Annotated in this window: 15 protein-coding genes; 4 read left to right on the forward strand and 11 right to left on the reverse strand. The window is 51.3% G+C overall.

Annotated features, from left to right (window positions below):
- Window position 1: 1 nt before the first annotated feature.
- The 4 genes from nuoC to lrhA form a co-directional block, all read right to left on the reverse strand.
- Window positions 2-1,801, reverse strand: a complete 1,800-nt coding sequence (gene nuoC / locus CWS43_RS06505; protein ID WP_101076104.1) for an NADH-quinone oxidoreductase subunit C/D — start codon at window positions 1,799-1,801, stop codon at window positions 2-4.
- An 80-nt stretch (window positions 1,802-1,881) separates the two neighbouring features.
- Window positions 1,882-2,556: an NADH-quinone oxidoreductase subunit B family protein gene (locus CWS43_RS06510; protein WP_101076105.1), complete on the reverse strand. Its 675-nt coding sequence runs from the start codon at window positions 2,554-2,556 to the stop codon at window positions 1,882-1,884.
- A gap of 22 nt (window positions 2,557-2,578) precedes the next feature.
- On the reverse strand, window positions 2,579-3,022 hold the full coding sequence (locus CWS43_RS06515; protein WP_101076106.1) for an NADH-quinone oxidoreductase subunit A: 444 nt from the start codon (window positions 3,020-3,022) through the stop codon (window positions 2,579-2,581).
- Window positions 3,023-3,726: 704 nt separating this feature from the next.
- A complete protein-coding gene (gene lrhA / locus CWS43_RS06520) occupies window positions 3,727-4,671 on the reverse strand; it encodes a transcriptional regulator LrhA (RefSeq protein ID WP_101076107.1) in 945 nt (314 codons plus the stop codon).
- 985 nt (window positions 4,672-5,656) lie between these two features.
- Here lrhA and CWS43_RS06525 point away from each other — a divergent pair.
- The gene (locus tag CWS43_RS06525) at window positions 5,657-6,871 is read left to right on the forward strand and encodes a pyridoxal phosphate-dependent aminotransferase (RefSeq protein ID WP_101076108.1); all 1,215 of its coding nucleotides are present in this window, start codon (window positions 5,657-5,659) and stop codon (window positions 6,869-6,871) included.
- A gap of 114 nt (window positions 6,872-6,985) precedes the next feature.
- On the forward strand, window positions 6,986-7,585 hold the full coding sequence (gene yfbR, locus CWS43_RS06530) for a 5'-deoxynucleotidase (RefSeq protein WP_101076109.1): 600 nt from the start codon (window positions 6,986-6,988) through the stop codon (window positions 7,583-7,585).
- A gap of 13 nt (window positions 7,586-7,598) precedes the next feature.
- Here yfbR and CWS43_RS06535 read toward each other — a convergent pair whose 3' ends face one another.
- The 4 genes from CWS43_RS06535 to yfbV form a co-directional block, all read right to left on the reverse strand.
- Window positions 7,599-9,431 (reverse strand): SLC13 family permease, encoded by a 1,833-nt coding sequence (locus CWS43_RS06535; RefSeq protein WP_101076464.1) that lies wholly within the window; start codon window positions 9,429-9,431, stop codon window positions 7,599-7,601.
- Window positions 9,432-9,674: 243 nt separating this feature from the next.
- On the reverse strand, window positions 9,675-10,328 hold the full coding sequence (locus CWS43_RS06540) for a sugar phosphatase (RefSeq protein WP_101076110.1): 654 nt from the start codon (window positions 10,326-10,328) through the stop codon (window positions 9,675-9,677).
- A 27-nt stretch (window positions 10,329-10,355) separates the two neighbouring features.
- Complete coding sequence (locus tag CWS43_RS06545) at window positions 10,356-10,850, reverse strand: YfbU family protein (protein ID WP_101076111.1); 495 nt, start codon at window positions 10,848-10,850, stop codon at window positions 10,356-10,358.
- Between the two features lie 197 nt (window positions 10,851-11,047).
- Window positions 11,048-11,503, reverse strand: coding sequence for a terminus macrodomain insulation protein YfbV (gene yfbV, locus CWS43_RS06550; RefSeq protein ID WP_101076112.1), 456 nt, complete (start codon window positions 11,501-11,503; stop codon window positions 11,048-11,050).
- Window positions 11,504-12,022: 519 nt separating this feature from the next.
- Between yfbV and ackA the strand changes: the two genes are divergently transcribed.
- Both ackA and pta read left to right on the forward strand, forming a co-directional pair.
- Entirely contained in the window at window positions 12,023-13,225 is a 1,203-nt protein-coding gene (gene ackA, locus CWS43_RS06560; RefSeq protein ID WP_101076113.1) for an acetate kinase, read from the forward strand.
- 189 nt (window positions 13,226-13,414) lie between these two features.
- Window positions 13,415-15,559, forward strand: a complete 2,145-nt coding sequence (pta, locus tag CWS43_RS06565; RefSeq protein WP_198555797.1) for a phosphate acetyltransferase — start codon at window positions 13,415-13,417, stop codon at window positions 15,557-15,559.
- 64 nt (window positions 15,560-15,623) lie between these two features.
- Here the strand turns inward: pta and CWS43_RS06570 are convergent, their stop codons facing one another.
- The 3 genes from CWS43_RS06570 to CWS43_RS06580 form a co-directional block, all read right to left on the reverse strand.
- On the reverse strand, window positions 15,624-16,577 hold the full coding sequence (locus CWS43_RS06570; RefSeq protein WP_101076115.1) for a transketolase family protein: 954 nt from the start codon (window positions 16,575-16,577) through the stop codon (window positions 15,624-15,626).
- Window positions 16,570-17,403, reverse strand: coding sequence for a transketolase (locus CWS43_RS06575; RefSeq protein ID WP_101076116.1), 834 nt, complete (start codon window positions 17,401-17,403; stop codon window positions 16,570-16,572). Before CWS43_RS06575 ends, CWS43_RS06570 begins: the two co-directional genes overlap by 8 nt.
- 104 nt (window positions 17,404-17,507) lie before the next feature.
- A complete protein-coding gene (locus CWS43_RS06580; RefSeq protein WP_101076465.1) occupies window positions 17,508-18,884 on the reverse strand; it encodes a PTS ascorbate transporter subunit IIC in 1,377 nt (458 codons plus the stop codon).
- Window positions 18,885-18,887: the final 3 nt, after the last annotated feature.

Genomic DNA, 18,887 nt, shown 5'->3' on the forward strand with positions numbered 1-18,887 from the left:
GTTAGCGGTCCACATCTGACATTACAAAATCGATACTGCCAAGATACACGATCAGGTCGGATACCAGGCTGCCACGGATTACGGACGGGATCTGCTGCAAATGCGGGAAGCTCGGCGTACGGACGCGCGTGCGGTAGCTCATGGTGCTGCCGTCACTGGTCAGGTAGTAGCTGTTGATCCCTTTGGTAGCTTCAACCATCTGGAAAGATTCTTGCGCAGGCATGACCGGCCCCCACGACACTTGCAGGAAGTGCGTGATCAGGGTTTCGATGTGTTGCAGCGTGCGCTCTTTCGGTGGCGGCGTGGTCAGCGGATGATCAGCCTTGAACGGGCCTTCCGGCATGTTTTTGTAGCACTGTTCCAGAATGCGCAGGCTCTGACGAAGCTCTTCCACTTTCAGCATCACGCGGGAATAGCAGTCACTGACGCCATCGCCGGTCGGGATTTCAAAATCGAAGTTTTCGTAGCCAGAGTATGGACGCCATTTACGCACGTCGAACGGAATACCCGTTGCGCGCAGGCCAGCACCGGTAGTGCCCCAGGCCAGAGCGTCGTCAGCGTTATACGCTGCCACACCTTTGGAACGGCCAATCAGAATGGTGTTTTTCAGTGCCGCTTTGACGTAGGAATCCAGACGCGCTGGCATCCAGTCAAGGAACTCACGCAGCAGACGATCCCAGCCTTTCGGCAGGTCATGTGCAACGCCACCAATACGGAACCAGGCCGGGTGCATACGGAAACCGGTGATCGCTTCCACCAGATCGTAGATTTTCTGACGATCGGTAAAGGCGAAGAACACTGGCGTCATCGCGCCCACGTCCTGAATAAACGTAGAGATATACAGCAGGTGGCTGTTGATACGGAACAGTTCAGACAGCATCACGCGGATGGTGTTAACGCGATCAGGCGTTACGATACCGGCCAGTTTTTCAACCGCCAGAACGTAAGGCATTTCGTTAACACAGCCGCCAAGATATTCGATACGGTCGGTGTAAGGGATGTAGCTGTGCCAGGACTGACGTTCGCCCATCTTTTCAGCACCACGGTGGTGGTAGCCAACGTCCGGGATGCAGTCGACAATTTCTTCGCCATCAAGCTGCAAGACAATACGGAAAGCACCGTGCGCAGACGGGTGGTTTGGCCCGAGGTTGAGGAACATGAAGTCCTCGTTGTCGGTGCCGCGCTTCATGCCCCAGTCTTCCGGCTTGAAGGTCAGCGATTCCATCTCGAGTTCTTCTTTTTGCTTAGTCAGCTCATAAGGGTCGAACTCAGTGGCGCGCGCCGGATAATCTTTACGCAGCGGGTGGCCTTCCCAGGTCTGCGGCATCATGATGCGCGTCAGGTGCGGGTGGCCATCAAAGGTAATACCAAACATGTCCCAGACTTCGCGCTCGTACCAGTTGGCATTCGGGAACACTTTGGTGACTGTCGGAACATGGAGATCGTTTTCCGACAGCGCCACTTTGATCATGATGTCGCGGTTACGCTCGACAGAAATCAGGTGGTAGAAAACGGAAAAATCCGCAGCCGGTAAACCGTCGCGGTGCGTACGTAAACGCTCATCAAAGCCATGCAAATCGAAAAGCATGACATAAGGTTTTGGCTGTTTTCGTAAAAAGGTAATCGTTTCCAGTACCTGTTCGCGCTTGAACCATACCACGGGAATTCCGGTACGGGTTGCCTGAACAGTAAAGGCCTCTGGCCCAAAACGGTTACGCAATTCGCCGATTACCGGATCATCGAGATGCTCACGGGTATGCCATGCTGGCAGGGCTGAATCTTGCGTCGTCAAATCTGTCATATTTTTTTCACCACACTAAATGGTCATTTATGCCGTAAGGGGGACACCTCCCCCTCAGGGTTGACTCTCAGACCGCAGTGTTAAATCTCGTCCGGCGAACGCAGATTTGTCACTGCAATACGCTCAGCACGCTTACGCTCTTTTTCAGACTGCATATTCGCGCGGTAAACGCCCTGATCGCCGACGACCCATGACAATGGGCGACGTTCTTTACCGATAGACTCCTGCAGCAGTAAAAGAGCCTGCATATAAGCCTCAGGACGCGGAGGACATCCCGGGATGTACACATCGACAGGCAGGAATTTATCTACGCCCTGCACCACAGAGTAAATATCGTACATGCCACCCGAGTTCGCACAGGCACCCATCGAAATCACCCATTTAGGTTCGAGCATCTGGTCATATAAACGCTGAATAACGGGTGCCATTTTGGTGAAGCAAGTGCCTGCAACAACCATAAAGTCAGCCTGGCGGGGCGATGCGCGCAGTACTTCTGCGCCAAAACGCGCAACATCATGCACCGCAGTGAATGACGTCACCATTTCAACGTAGCAGCAGGAAAGGCCGAAGTTGTATGGCCAGAGGGAGTTTTTACGGCCCCAGTTCACCATGCCATGCAGCGATTCCTGGAGATTTCCCATGAAAACACTGCGTTTAACCTGCTCCTGAAGAGGATCGCCGACGACCTCCTGGTTTTGCAGGGGGTAACGGTCGTTCTCACCGTCCGGGTCTATGCGGGTGAGCGTATAGTCCATCTTAATGCCTCGCTATGACTGCTTACTGAGGGTGACTGTTGGTATTAATTGCCGGGCTTGGTTTAACAGGTCCTTTCGAACGTGTAGGCGTCCAGTCTAGTGCGCCAATTCGCACTAGATAGAACAAACCGGCCAGCAGTACCAAAATGAAAATGGTGGCTTCAACGAATCCGGTCCAGCCGCTTTCGCGGATAGACGTTGACCATGCGTACAGATACAGGGCTTCAACGTCAAAAATGACGAAAAACATTGCGACCAGATAGAACTTAGCGGAAAGACGCAGTCGGGCGGTGCCGACGGAGGCGATACCTGACTCAAATGGCGTGTTTTTGTAGCGCGCTCTGGCTCTCCCGCCGAGGAACGCGGCACCCAGCAACATCAGGCAACAAAGCCCCATTGCGACGACAAGAAAAACGGCGAACGCCCAGTGTTGAGCGATGACTTCAGTGGCTGTTGACATACTCATTGCTTACTCATCAAAAGTGGCACTTTGGCATCTGCTCTATAGCGTCGGCAGCTTGCGCACCACATCGATTCAAGGGAAGGATTAAAAACCACACAGTTCACGGCTCAACAAAGGATTAAGCCAGTGATTTGTTGTGGGCTTTTTACCCTTTTCTATAACCTTTTGTCAACTTTGACAAAAGTATCTCCACATTAGTTTACATGCTTAGCATTTAATTAACATATCATGCGCCGATACTTAAGCTAAATCGTGTCAGTAAAATACCGAGATAAAGCATGAACCTGTGATGGGAGTTATGACATCTTTCGAACTTTCCTATTGTCGCAGGAATAGACAACGCTTCCACTCTCTTAATAGGGGTATTTTTTTGATCCATGTCAGAGTTCTGTCAATTTTGATAGAAAAAAAGGCACACATTTAACAAGTTTTGCTGATTTTCAAAAAACGACAAGCGATTTGCGGAAAAATTTGATGCTTTTTTTTAACCTGGAAAAGCACTGATTTTTTCGCGAGTTAATGCAAAGGAAATTGATAAGGATAGCTGTCCTGGCGGGAAGTCAGAAGCGTTAGCAATAAAAAATGGTGGTTTAAGGTAAGATATCAATCAGAATAACTAAAAATATAACTTTACCCCTCAAAAGAGGTAGAAGCCTTTACCCCCGCCCCGTTATCCAGAGGCGGAAGGTAAAGCCGGGGGGATTGTCTTAACTTTGAGAGTCTGCCAGGAACTCCTGATCATCATCCACTGCCGGACGCGGACCATAAGCACTGAGAGAATACGGATCATTCCCTTGCTCAACTGCATTGAAAATCGCCATTGCAAGCTCATTTTCACAACGGGCATTTTTGTACAGGACATATTGTGTATCAGGCAGACGAGGTAAACCGTCCTGTTCACCAAGCACACGTAACTCCGGACTCATCATTTCGATAGGTCGCGCAGTCACGCCCAGCCCGGCCCGAACGGCCGCACGGATCGCCGATAAGGTGGAAGCCACGTAAGCAATACGCCACGGGATCCCCGCCTGATTAAGGTGCTCTATCGCCATTAAACGATACGGGCTGGGTTCATCCAGCACAACCAGCGGCACACTGTCCCCTGACGGGTAGGCGAAATCAGCCGAGCAGTACCATAATGTAGGCGAAGTACGCAGGACGATGTGGGGATGATCGGTAGTGGTCATCGTCGTGATAGCCAAATCGACCTCTTCACTCTCCAGCATCGACAACATAAACGGGCTACGTTTCACGCGGACATCAATAGACAACTTCGGGTATACCGAGGTCACGCGGCTGAGCAGGAAAGGCAAGATGGTGTCAGCCGTATCGTCTGACGCACCAATCGTTATCCCACCCTGAACATTGCTGTACATCAAAGAGGTGCAGGCTTCATCGTTGAAACGAAGAATTTTCCGTGCATACCCCAATAACTGAATACCGTGTTCAGTTAATAATTTATTGCGTCCATGTCTGGCAAACAGTTCTTTTCCCACGAGTTGTTCTAGACGTTGCATTTGTTGGCTGACCGCCGACTGAGTACGACACACAGCAGCAGCTGCCGCAGCGAACGTATTTAAATCAGCAACAGCTACAAATGTCCTCAACAGGTCAAGGTCGAGATTGAGGATTGGACGATTTGCAATTGTCATAGTTTTTCTTCACTTTATAGAATCTAATAACAAGCTACCCTGATGGTGCGTCAAAGTACCCGCAAAATGCAGAATACCAGATATGTCGGATACTCACTCATTTGATAACCGAAATTGAGAAATATTTGTGCATGAAAGTTTTCATCATTGTGAGCGACTGGACATTAAAATTGTGCACATTAATTCCTCACAAGAACCAAATGATTAGAGTGTCTTATTTAATATAGTCCGTCCCTGCAAACCGTTCCACATGCCGCCTGAGCGCGCCCAACGCTGACTACAAGCCGCCTCTCAACGCCGTCGCCGTACTAAAAACATAAGTTAAATTTACAAATTAAGCTAACGAAATAAAATATAATTCAATAAATTCATTGAGTCACATGAATAACAGATTTAACCACAAAGGATTTAGTTAAAGTAAAATTAAGATTTTTCTCGTTTCATCAAAAATTGTTGATGCCAGCTTTAGTAAATATATGCTGTAAAAGCATTTACATAATCTAAAAAAATAGGGTTCAGATAATGCTTACAACATGATCATTTATCCAGCACTCACTATTACTCATTAGATAAATAAAACTGATTCTTGTTAAGGATTTTGTAGATAAACCAAATTTACCTGCTCTTTTTTCAGAATTTGTCGAGCTTTGGTAAGATTTCATGATGTTCTGAGCCAGAAAAGCCCAAAAACGTGTCTTCATCAATGGAGGTTGCACAGCAAAAACAGTGAATTTATCGATTAAAAAACCCGCATTCGCAAAATAAAAAAACAAAAAATACTAAAAAATAAGAATTAAAAACCATTACATCTCTTATTACCCAAGGTAAACCCCCACCACCAGTATCTTTACTGCTGTTTTTCACCAAAACGGTGCACAGCCCTTCTCACGCCTTCTTTGGGGGAGTAAATTGAGCCCTTCGCACTGTTCTACGGTCGTTCGGCACCAGGGAAGAACAGGCTTTATTGCAAAAGGTTCCTATTTACATGTCCCCGATTGAAAAATCCCGCAAACTGGACAACGTCTGTTACGACATTCGCGGCCCGGTGCTTAAAGAAGCAAAACGCCTTGAAGAAGAAGGTAACAAAGTTCTTAAACTGAACATCGGTAACCCCGCCCCGTTCGGTTTTGATGCGCCTGATGAAATTTTGATCGACGTTATCCGCAATTTGCCGACCTCACAGGGCTACTGTGATTCAAAAGGCCTGTTTTCTGCGCGTAAAGCGATCATGCAGCACTATCAGGCGCGTGATATGCGCGACATTACAGTTGAAGACATTTACATCGGTAACGGCGTTTCTGAGCTGATCGTTCAGTCAATGCAGGCGTTGCTGAACACGGGCGATGAAATGCTGGTGCCCGCGCCCGATTATCCGTTGTGGACCGCCGCAGTTTCTCTGTCTGGCGGTAATGCAGTGCACTACCTCTGTGATGAAGGGGCCGACTGGTTCCCGGATATCGCTGATATTCGAGACAAAATCACACCGCGTACCCGTGGCATTGTGATCATCAACCCGAACAATCCGACCGGCGCGGTTTACAGCAAAGAATTGCTGATGCAGATCGTCGAGATTGCACGTGAACATAACCTGATTATCTTTGCCGACGAAATTTACGACAAGATCCTGTACGACGAAGCCCAGCACATTTCTATTGCATCGCTGGCACCGGATCTGCTGACCGTCACATTCAATGGTCTGTCAAAAACCTACCGCGTGGCAGGTTTCCGTCAGGGCTGGATGGTGCTGAACGGCCCGAAAAAGCACGCCAAAGGCTATATAGAAGGTCTGGAAATGCTGGCCTCGATGCGCTTGTGCGCCAACGTGCCGATGCAGCACGCCATTCAGACGGCGCTGGGCGGTTACCAGAGTATCAGCGAATTCATTCAGCCGGGCGGACGTCTGGTCGAACAGCGTGACCGCGCATGGGAATTGATTAATCAGATCCCGGGCGTATCTTGCGTGAAACCGAAAGGTGCGCTGTATATGTTCCCGCGTATTGATGCCAAGCGTTTCAATATCCACGACGACCAGAAAATGGTGCTCGATTTGCTGTTACAGCAAAAAGTGCTGCTGGTTCAGGGTTCCGCCTTTAACTGGCCTTATCCGGATCACGTCCGCATCGTGACACTCCCGCGCGTAGACGAACTGGAAATGGCAGTGAACAAGTTCGGTCGTTTCCTCGAAACTTACCGTCAGTAGTAATCAGGGCGCAGACATCTGCGCCCTTTTTTCTTTCTGATGGTTTCCGCATTTGCATAACTGTTTCGCACTGCTCACAATGGTCTCTCATTCACCGTTGTTATTGAGAGTGCTATGAGTCAGAGTCATTTTTTTGCCCACCTTTCCCGTCTTAAACTGATCAGCCGCTGGCCGCTGATGCGCAACGTCCGCACCGAGAATGTGTCCGAACACAGCCTGCAGGTGGCCTTTGTGGCTCACGCATTAGCCGTGATTAAAAACCGTAAATTTAACGGTAACCTGAACGCAGAACGCGTTGCTCTTCTGGCGATGTATCACGATGCCAGCGAAGTGCTGACTGGCGATATGCCAACACCGATTAAGTATTACAATCCGCAAATTGCCCATGAATACAAAAAAATCGAGAAGATTGCCCAGCAAAAACTGATTGAAATGCTGCCAAAGGAATTGCAGGAAGATTTCCGCCCGCTAATCGACGAACACTATTACACGGAAGACGAAAAACTGACGGTAAAACAGGCCGATGCGTTATGCGCATACCTGAAATGTCTGGAAGAATTGTCTGCGGGAAATAACGAATTTACGCTGGCCAAAGCGCGTCTGGAGAAGACGCTGGCCGACAGAAAAAGCCCGGAAATGGACTACTTCATGGAAGTTTTTATCCCCAGCTTCAGTCTGTCACTGGATGAAATCAGTCTCGATTCTCCGCTCTGACGCTTTCTGCGCGTCAGAACGGGAAAAGCACCGGCACCAGAAAAATGCTGACGACCATCACCAGCAGCGTAAAAGGCACGCCGATACGGATGAAATCGCCGAACTTGTAGTTACCGGGCACCATCACCAGCGTATTCACCGGTGATGAAACCGGCGTCATAAACGCCGCCGAGGCCGCAATCGCGATAATCATGGTAAACGGGTAAGGCGAAACGCCCATCTGATGCGCCGCCGCAATGGCGATCGGTGCCATCAGTACCGCCGTTGCGGTATTGGAAATAAACAATCCGATACCAGCGCAGAGCACAAACAAGCTCAGCAGCATCATGTACGGGCCGTATCCGCCGCTCACTTCCATCAGGCCTTTGACGATCAGCGCCACGCCGCCGGTTTTTTGCAGCGCCAGCGCGAAGGGCATCATCCCGACGATCAGCAGCAGACTCGGCCAGTGAATGGCTTTATACGCGCCTTCCATTGTGATGCAGCGAAATTTCCCCATCAGCATACAGGCAATAATGGCCGCGATAGCATTGGGCACGTCGTCGGTGAGCATTAACGCGACCATCAGCGCCAGACAAAATAGCGCGTGCGGTGCCTGGCTGAGTGCGGGCGCAACTTCATCCACTTCGGCGGGCAGGTTCAGCACAATGAAATCATGCATCTGCTGTTGTAACTGACGGATGAGCTTCCAGTCGCCAATCACCAGCAACATATCGCCCAGCTGTAAGACTTCATCAACCAGTTTACCATCCAGCGCTTCGCCCTGCCGGCGGATACCCACCACGTTCAGGCCGTAAGTCGAGCGGAACGCCACGTCGCGCAGCGTTTTACCCAGCAGCTCAGAATCAGGGATCAGTGACACTTCCGCCATACCGACATCCCGTGACTGCTCGGAAAAATACTCACCGCGTAAAACCATCGGCTCAAGCATTTCATCGGTACAAAACTGGCGGACAGAGACCTCAGGATCGGCCATATCCAGCAGCAATACATCCCGCGCAAACAGTTCGGTGTTCCCGGTTGCGCTGATCATGACGCGGCGAAACTTGCGCCAGCGCTCGATACCCACCACGTTTGCGCCATAGCGTGAGCGCAGATGCAAATCATCCAGCGTACGCCCGACCAGCGGGGAGCCAGGACGGATCGTCATACGGCGCGCACGGCCAGTCAGATGATAATCCCGAATGAGATCACGGAAAGTACGACGTTTCCAGCGCTGTTTATCCTGCGAGGCGTCTTCGGCAGATAGCCAGCGACGGGCAAGCAACATATATCCCACGCCCATCATCAGAACCACCATCCCTACAGGCGTCACGCCAAAGAAACCAAAACCGTCAAACCCTTCGCGCAGTAATTCGCTGTTAACCACCATGTTGGGTGGCGTGGCAACCAACGTCATCATCCCGCTGATAAGCCCGGCAAAACTCAGCGGCATCATCAGCCGCGCGGGAGACGTTTTCATGCGGGCAGAAACACTGATTACGACAGGAATGAAAATCGCCACTACGCCAGTCGAACTCATAAACGCACCCAGCCCGGCAACAGTTAACATCAGTAAAACCAGCATACGGGTTTCACTGTTGCCCGCGACTTTCATCAGCCAGTCGCCCACCTGATAAGCCACGCCGGTTCTCACCAGCCCGTGCCCGACAACAAACAGCGCGGCAATCAGAATCACGTTCGGGTCACTGAATCCGGCCAGCGCCTCATTGATGGTCAGCGTTCCGCTCAGCACGAAAGCAATGATGACAAGTAACGCCACAATATCCATCCGCAGCGTATTACGCGCGAATAACACCATGGCGATCACAAGCAGTATCACTACCCAGATTAATTCACCGGTCAAAACAAACTCCTTTTGCGTTGAGATGGCGGGCATAAACTCAGCGAATACCCCAAATAATTCAAATTGCATCAAGGCGGCAACGGAATAAACCCCGGGAGCTTACAAGAGTAAGTGACCGGGATTTGTGAAGGCAGCCAACGCAGAGGCAGTTTGAAGTATGACGGGTATCAGGATGGCATAAAAAAACCCCGCTGCTGCGGGGTTTATATCAATGAAAAGGCGTTAATTGTACTTTTTATACGCTTAGCGCAGGCTGACGGTCACACCGTGCTCGGAAGGATTAATCAGCAGAATCTCCAGCGTCGAAAGATCGAAATCAACGTCTTCGATTCCCGGTGTGTCTGACGGCGCATTTACCGCGATCACTTTACAACCGGCAGCCAGGCCGGCCATCACGCCCGCTGCGGCGTCTTCCACGACAGCACAATCCTCTGGTGCCAGTCCGAGGCGTTCAGCGCCCAGCAGATAGGCATCCGGCTGAGGTTTGCCGTGTTTGACCTGCTCCGCCGTGATGAACACTTCCGGTTCAGGCAAATGTGCAGCTTTATGACGTGCACTGGCCACCGGCATGGAACCCGACGTCACAATCGCCCACGGAATGTTCATGCGGTTGAGTTCACTTAAAATAAGATGAGCACCCGGCAAAGCCGTCACACCTTCGGTGTCGGTGGCTTCAATTTTTTCCAGTTTGAGGAACTCTTCCTGAATCTTTTCTTCGCTTGCGCCTTCCATGAAATGGCGTAAAGAAGTGATTGCCTGTTTACCATGAATAAATGCCAGGACATCCTGCGGGTTAGCCCCCCAGCTAAGCGCCCAGCTAATCCAGGAACGCTCTACGGCAGGCAGTGAATCCACTAACGTTCCATCAAGGTCGAACAAGAAACCTTTGCACTCCACAGGCAATTCCTCTTTAGTTATCTCAATTTAGGCATTTATGATTTGCGCTATCTCGACGGCGCTCAAATGGTACTGACGAGGGCAAGATTGCCAGACAGACAGCATCCGCTGGTATTTATCCCACATTTTGGTCTGTGAGTTAAACCCGTGCGTCCCCGCATCAAAATCAGTGTAACGTCCTTCGGTATTCACCATAAAGCGGACATAGCTTAAATAGCGGGATTCGGTTGCGGCATCAAAGCCCAGAAAATCCAGGCGGCGGCGATCCAAATCCTGTGAGTCTTTCAGGTTGGTCCATGACACCTGCATCGCATGATGCATTTCCATAATGTTAATCACGGTGCGACAGGTCTCTTCCGGCAATTCACCGAAATCCCTGTCCAGCTCGCGCATTTGCAAACCAAAACCTCGTTCGATCACCGTTTGTAACCGGCGATAGCGTTCCGCATTATCGGGGTCCAGCATGGTCATCATTTTGTATTGATTCGACAAAATCAGGCGTTGAGCGTTAGTCATTTCCATCGTGAAAATCCTCATGTCTGCATAATGAGCAAAGCATGGCATAGCGCAAACTTCTGCGAAATCGCAAGCACACCATTCTTTGATTTGGGTCTGGATCTCATCTGAAATAATCACCGGAGGAGACTTTCCTCCGGTGAAATGCGACGTATGAAAGACTATAGATGATGCCGGACTGGGTAAGGAGAGGGAAATCAGGCTTACAGGTCGTCTAGAAATGTCTTGTCCAGCTGCTTGAAAGCCCGCTTAAGAACATCAGCCAGCGACTGGTAAGTGGGTGTACCGTCAATCGGAGCCAGCGCCTGCCCTGCTTCAGCAAGCTTGTGGCGAACATCATGGAACCAGCCAAGTAATGATGGCGGCAGTGGCGTCAGGGAGCGGCGTCCTAACCACCACAGCCCCTGCATTGGCAGGCTGCAGGCAAAAATAGCCGTCGCCACAGCCAGCCCCAGTTGCCCGCCCAACGCTATCTGCCAGGTCAGGGTAAACACGGCAACCGGTGGCATGATGCGCACAGCAAAGCGTGTGGCTGTGGAAATCCGGTTCTCCGGAAACATCGGAGCCAGGCGCTTATCTGACGGCCATGTCTTCATATAGTGCTGCCCGCGCTGGAATACCTGGAACCAGCCTACGGAGCCTGTTGGCTTACTCGTCATATTTGCACCTCAACTTCGCGCGTAAAATTTAAAAAATAGTTGTAAAACACAAACTGGAGTTTACCACGATAAAATATATTTTGTTTTTGCTGACACCTGCCGCTATTCTATCGCAGCCTTCCATACCTCTCAGGCAACGGCATTTTTATAAAGTTGGGGTAAAAGCGGTGAATTGCAATGTTTGCCCCCCATATTAAGCATAGTGCCTTGCTACGGGCGGTTTTGTAATTAGTTATTGTATTTTTTGTTAGTGTTTTTACTGATTAGTAACATTCTGAAGACGCATAGCTGAAACATCTTGTGCATCTGCATGAAGTATTTTCGGCTATCTGAGGGCTTAATAAAGTAAAGCCCGGCGATTCTCCAGCTTTTTCATCATCATGCCGGTTTTGGCTCTCCGGCATGATGTTAATCATAATTGTCACCGCCATTATGCGCTACGCTTGATGTCAGACTGACGATTTATTAACCACGTGTATTGTTTTTTTTAAACAACACCAACAATAAATAGGTACTTCCATGTCGAGTAAGCTTGTACTGGTTCTTAACTGTGGTAGTTCTTCCCTTAAGTTTGCCATCATTGATGCTGCAAACGGCGAAGAACACATTTCAGGTTTAGCCGAATGTTTCCATCTGCCAGAAGCGCGCATTAAATGGAAAATGGACGGTGGCAAAGAAGAAGCCGCTTTAGGCGCGGGTGCCGCACACAGCGAAGCGCTGAAATTCATCGTTAACAACATTCTGAGCAAAAAACCTGAGCTGTCTGCAGAGCTGGTTGCAATCGGCCACCGCATCGTTCATGGCGGCGAGAAGCTGACCCAATCAATGCTGATCACCGACGCGGTCATTGAGGGTATCAAAGAATCTATCCCGTTTGCACCGTTGCATAACCCGGCACATCTGATCGGCATCGACGAAGCGCTGAAATCTTTCCCTAAACTGGCTGACAAAAACGTTGCCGTTTTCGACACCGCTTTCCATCAGACCATGCCTGAAGAATCCTATCTCTACGCGCTGCCGTACAGCCTGTATAAAGATCATCACATCCGTCGTTATGGCGCACACGGCACCAGCCACTTCTATGTGACTCAGGAAGCCGCGAAAATGCTGAACAAACCAGTGGAAGAAGTGAACCTGATCACTTGCCATCTGGGTAACGGCGGTTCTGTCAGTGCAATTCGTAACGGCAAATGTGTGGATACCTCCATGGGGCTGACCCCGCTGGAAGGCCTGGTCATGGGTACCCGCAGCGGTGACATCGACCCGGCAATCGTCTTCCATCTGCATGATTCCCTGGGCATGAGCGTTGAGCAAATCAACAAACTGCTGACCAAAGAATCTGGCCTGCTGGGCCTGACTGAAGTGACCAGCGATTGCCGTTATGTTGAAGATAACTACACCACGAAAGCTGATGCGAAACGTGCGATGGACGTGTTCTGCCACCGTCTGGCGAAATACATCGGTGCTTATACTTCACTGATGGAAGGCCGTCTGGATGCGGTTGTCTTCACCGGCGGTATCGGTGAAAACGCAGCAATGGTTCGTGAACTGTCTCTGGACAAACTGGCTCTGCTGGGCTTTGAAGTTGACCATGAGCGCAACCTGGCTGCCCGCTTTGGTAAATCAGGCGCGATCAACAAAGAAGGCACCCGCGCAGCTCTGGTTATTCCAACCAACGAAGAGCTGGTGATTGCCCAAGACGCCGCGCGTCTGACCGCATAAAACGACCCTAAACTGCCAGCGAAAGCTGGCAGTCATTATTCTACCATCACTAAAGGCAAACGCCGCCCGTTTGGACGCACCGCGCAGGATAATCATCGCGCTTATGCTGATCATTATCCCCTTTGCACAAACCTGCGAATGTTCTTGCCTGGCAACCGTCAAAGAGGTTTAGCCGTGTCTCGTACAATTATGTTGATCCCAACAGGCACCAGCGTGGGTCTGACCAGCGTCAGCCTGGGTGTGATCCGTGCAATGGAACAAAAAGGCGTCAGCCTGAGCATCTTCAAGCCTATCGCGCAACCGCGCACCGGCGGCGATGCACCTGACCAGACCACTACCATCATTCGTGCTAACTCCACCGTGACCGCAGCGGAACCGCTGAAAATGAGCCACGTTGAGGCCTTGCTGAGTTCAAACCAGCAAGACGTGCTGATGGAAGAAATCATCGCGCGTTACCACGAAAACACCAAAGATGCTGAAGTCGTTCTGGTTGAAGGTCTGGTTCCGACCCGTAAACACCAGTTCGCGAATGCCCTGAACTATGAAATCGCCAAAACCCTGAACGCAGAAATCGTCTTCGTTCTGGCACTGGGTAATGATTCTCCGGCACAACTGAAAGAACGTATCGAACTGGCGCGCAGCAGCTTCGGCGGCAGCAAGAACAAAAACATCACCGGCGTTATCATCAACAAACTGAACGCACCGGTTGACGATCAGGGTCGTACGCGTCCGGACCTGTCTGAAATCTTTGATGATTCCACTAAAGCCAGCGTTGCGAACATTGATCCGACTCAGCTGTTTGCCAACAGCCCGCTGCCGGTTCTGGGCTGCATTCCGTGGAGCTTTGAACTGATTGCCACCCGCGCAATCGACATGGCAAAACACCTGAATGCCCGCATCATCAACGAAGGTGATGTCAAAACCCGCCGCGTGAAATCCGTGACGTTCTGCGCACGCAGCATTCCTCACATGCTGGAACATTTCCGTCCGGGTTCACTGCTGGTCACTTCCGCAGACCGTCCTGATGTGCTGGTTTCCGCCTGTCTGGCCGCGATGAATGGCGTTGAGATCGGCGCAATCCTGCTGACCGGCGGTTATGAAATTGATGACCGCATCAACCAGCTTTGCGAACGTGCTTTCCAGACTGGCCTGCCGGTCTTCATGGTCGACACCAACACCTGGCAGACTTCCCTGAGCCTGCAAAGCTTCAATCTGGAAGTGCCTGCGGACGACCATCAGCGCGTTGAGAAACTGCAACAATACGTGGCTTCTCACATCAACGCGGACTGGATCAACTCCCTGAGCGCACACTCCGAGCGTTCACGTCGTCTGTCTCCTCCGGCCTTCCGTTATCAGCTGACCGAACTGGCCCGCAAAGCCGGCAAACGTATCGTTCTGCCAGAAGGCGACGAGCCGCGTACCGTGAAAGCCGCAGCGCTGTGTGCTGAACGTGGTATCGCGGAATGCGTTCTGTTGGGTAACCCTGACGAAATCAAACGCGTTGCAGCCGCTCAGGGCGTGACGCTGGGTAAAGGCATCGAAATCGTTGATCCGGTTGCTGTGCGTGAAGAATACGTTGCACGTCTGGTTGAGCTGCGTAAAAGCAAAGGCATGACTGAAGTGGTTGCCCGCGAACAGCTGGAAGACAATGTGGTTCTGGGCACACTGATGCTCGAACAGGGTAACGTTGACGGTCTGGTTTCAGGTGCTGTTCACACCACCGCAAACACCATCCGTCCTCCGTTGCAGCTGATCAAAACTGCACCGGGCAGCTCACTGGTTTCTTCCGTTTTCTTCATGCTGTTGCCTGACCAGGTTCTGGTTTACGGTGACTGCGCGATCAACCCGGATCCAACCGCTGAACAGCTGTCAGAAATCGCAATCCAGTCTGCGGACTCCGCGGCTGCATTCGGTATCGAGCCGCGCGTTGCGATGATCTCCTACTCCACCGGCAACTCCGGTGCAGGCAGCGACGTTGAGAAAGTGCGTGAAGCGACACGTCTGGCGCAGGAAAAACGTCCTGACCTGATCATCGATGGCCCGCTGCAATACGACGCCGCTATCATGGCTGACGTAGCGAAATCCAAAGCACCAAACTCACCGGTTGCAGGTAAAGCTACCGTGTTCATCTTCCCTGACCTGAACACCGGTAACACCACGTATAAAGCGGTTCAGCGTTCTGCGGATCTGGTCTCTATCGGGCCGATGTTGCAGGGCATGCGCAAACCGGTTAACGACCTGTCCCGTGGCGCGCTGGTTGACGATATCGTCTACACCGTTGCCCTGACAGCGATTCAGTCTGCTCAGGCAGAAGCGGCGGTTCCGGCTAAATAAGCCAGACCCTCTGAACGCAAAACGCCGGTCTTGACGACCGGCGTTTTTTTTGGCGCAAATAAAATTACAGCAACGCTTTTGCGGCTTCCAGAATATGTTCCGCCGTCAGGCCATATTCCTGCTGTAAAAATTCCTGCGTTCCCACCTGACCGTAACGCTCTTTCACACCGACACGGCGCATCGGAACGGGGTGATTTTCTACCAGTACTTCAGCTACCGCCGATCCCAAACCGTTATGAATACTGTGGTTTTCACAGGTCACGATTTTGCCCGTTTTCGCGGCGTACTTGATGATGATGTCTTTATCGATAGGTTTGAGTGTAAACATGTCGATCACCGCGGCGCTGACGCCTTCGCGCTCCAGCATTTCTGCCGCCTTCAGCGCTTCCGCCACCATAATACCGTTAGCAATCAGCGTTACATCGCTGCCGTCGCGCAGCAGATTCGCCTTACCAATGGTGAACGTCGAACCTTCCTTGTAAACCTGCGTGGCCTGTTTGCGGATAGTCCGCACCCAGTAAAAACCTTTCAGATCCATTAGCTGCAACAGGATATTACGGAACATCACCGCGTCGGTCACTTCCATCACCACCGAGCTTGCCAGCCCGCGCACAATGCCCATATCTTCAAAAGACATATGCGTGCCGCCATTGTGACAGGCGCTGACGCCCGCATCCGAGGCGATGATTTTGACGTTATTCTTCTGGTAATCCAGCGACATAAACAGCTGATCAAAACAGCGGCGACTGGCGAAAGCGGTAAACGTATGCACAAACGGCACGCGCCCGGTCAGCGATAAACCCGCCGCGACGCCAATCACGTTGGCTTCCATGATGCCGCAGTTAATCACGTGATCCGGGTGATCTTTATGTACGCCATCCATTGCCATCGAACTCATCAGATCCGCTTCCAGCGCGATTATCGGCGTATTTTCGACAATTTTTTCACGCACGGTATTGGCATAGACTTTACGCATCTCAACCGCATCTTTCTGCAATTCCAGCGTGACTTCAATCATGGGCGGCCTCCAGCTCAGCAATAGCGTTTTCAATTTCCAGTTTTACATCAGGCGTTAAGCGCAGGTGATGGGAGTTCGCCAGCTGTTCGAGATACTTCACACCCTGCCCTTTTATGCTGTCGAGGATCACCACCAGCGGACGTTGTTCGGCATGGCGAACTGGCGTAACGGCTTCACTGATAGCCACCACGTCATCCCCTTTAATGGTCTGAACATCAAATCCGAATGCACTGAATTTTCCTGCCAGATCAAACGGCTTAATCACTTCGTCCAGCGTGCCGTCGAGTTGCTGTTTGTTGTAATCGATGAACAGCGTCAGGTTGTGCAGATTGTGGTGAGCGATAAACTGGAAGGCTTCCCAGCACTGTCCTTCATTGAGCTCGCCATCGCCAAGAATGCAGAAAACGCGGTTGGAACGGCCAGCCAGTTTATGCGAAAGCGCCATACCCGCCGCGATGGAAACACCCTGCCCGAGTGATCCTGTTGTGGCATCCACACCCGTGGTGCGCAGACGATCCGGATGGCTCGGCAAACGGGTGCCGTTTTGGTTCAGCGTTTGCAACTCACTGACCGGAAAATAGCCCTTCAGCGCCAGCGTGGCGTACAAAGCCGGGCCCGCGTGGCCTTTGGAAAGCACGAAATAATCACGCGCCTGCCAGTCGGGTTTAGCCGGGTCGATACGCATCACATCACCGTACAAAACGGCCAGCGTTTCCACCACTGACATACTGCCGCCGTAGTGCCCAAACCCCAGACCGGTCAGCATTTTCAGCGTTTCGATGCGGATATGGCGGGCCAGTTCACGAACCTCCTGGACATCTTTCATCTTGATGGGTCCTTATTTTAGTGAGCACTTATCCTGGCCTGTTATTGCTAACAGGCAGGACAGTGTTTCCCGGATGGATTTAAGAAACGTATTGATGCAGGGAATTACTTCTCAGTGACTTCTTTATCAGCCACCGGTTTTTTGCCGAGATAGTTCCAGGCAACCAGTACCGCGAAGATGCCGACAATCAGCGCCATGATGCCTTCCTTCGACATGAAGCGGGCCAGATTACCCAGCAGAATGCCGATAACGCCGAAGTCCGCATCAGAGAAGGTCGCGTTGGCAAAGCCCAGCGCGCCAAGCACCGGCAACAACAGAACAGGCAGGAAGGTAATCAGCACGCCGTTGGCAAATGCACCCACCATCGCGCCGCGGCGGCCACCGGTTGCATTACCGAATACGCCCGCCGTTGCTCCCGTGAAGAAGTGCGGTACAACACCCGGCAGGATCAGCACCAGATGCATCTGGCCTAACAGGAACAGACCGACCAGACCACCAAGGAAGCTGAACAGGAAGCCAATCAGCACGGCATTCGGTGCGTACGGATACACAACCGGGCAATCCAGCGCCGGGCGGGCATTCGGGACCAGTTTTTCAGAGAAGCCGACGAACGCCGGTACGATTTCCGCCAGAATCAGACGCACACCTTGCAGGATGATGAACACACCAGCCGCAAAGGTAATCGCCATGATGATGGAGTACACCAGATAGTTCTGGCCTGCGCTGTAAGTTTGCTCGACGAAAATCTGCCCCGCAAACACCGCCATAATCAGGTAAATGATGATCATGGTCAGCGAGATGGAGATTGAGCTGTCTCGCAGGAAGCTGAGATTTTTAGGCAGGTTCATTTCTTCGGTTGAGCGTGAGCCCTTCCCGACTTTGCTGCCGATCCAACCCGATAACACATAACCGATGGTGCCGAAATGGCCGAATGCCACATCGTCGCTGCCGGTGATTTTGCGCATATAACGTTGCGCCAGTGCCGGGAAGAACGCCATGATCAGACCCAGCGTCAGGGAACCGGTGAAGACCAGCGAAACCCCTTCAAAACCGGCAACGGTCAGGATAACGCTGATCATACAGGCCATATAAAACGTATGATGGCCGGTCAGAAACACATATTTCAGACGGGTAAAGCGCGCCACAACCAGGTTTGCCACCATACCGAACGCCATAATTAAGGCCGTCGGTGCACCAAACTTCTCAAGTGCGATGGAAACAATGGCTTCGTTGTTTGGAATAATACCCTGGATATTAAAAGCGTGTTCAAACATGCCGCCGAGTGGATTTAATGCGCCCACTAATACGGTGGCACCGCCGGCCAATACTAAAAAGCCCAGTATTGTTTTAACGGTTCCCTTGACGACATCTGAAAAGTTTTTCTTTTGCGCAACCAGGCCAATTAATGCAATAAGCCCGACCAGCACAGAAGGCACTTTTAATATATCAACCACAAACTTGAGTGTCTCTTGGATAAACATATC

It is taken from the genome of Rahnella sp. AA, from assembly GCF_002834385.1.
Taxonomy (GTDB): domain Bacteria; phylum Pseudomonadota; class Gammaproteobacteria; order Enterobacterales; family Enterobacteriaceae; genus Rahnella.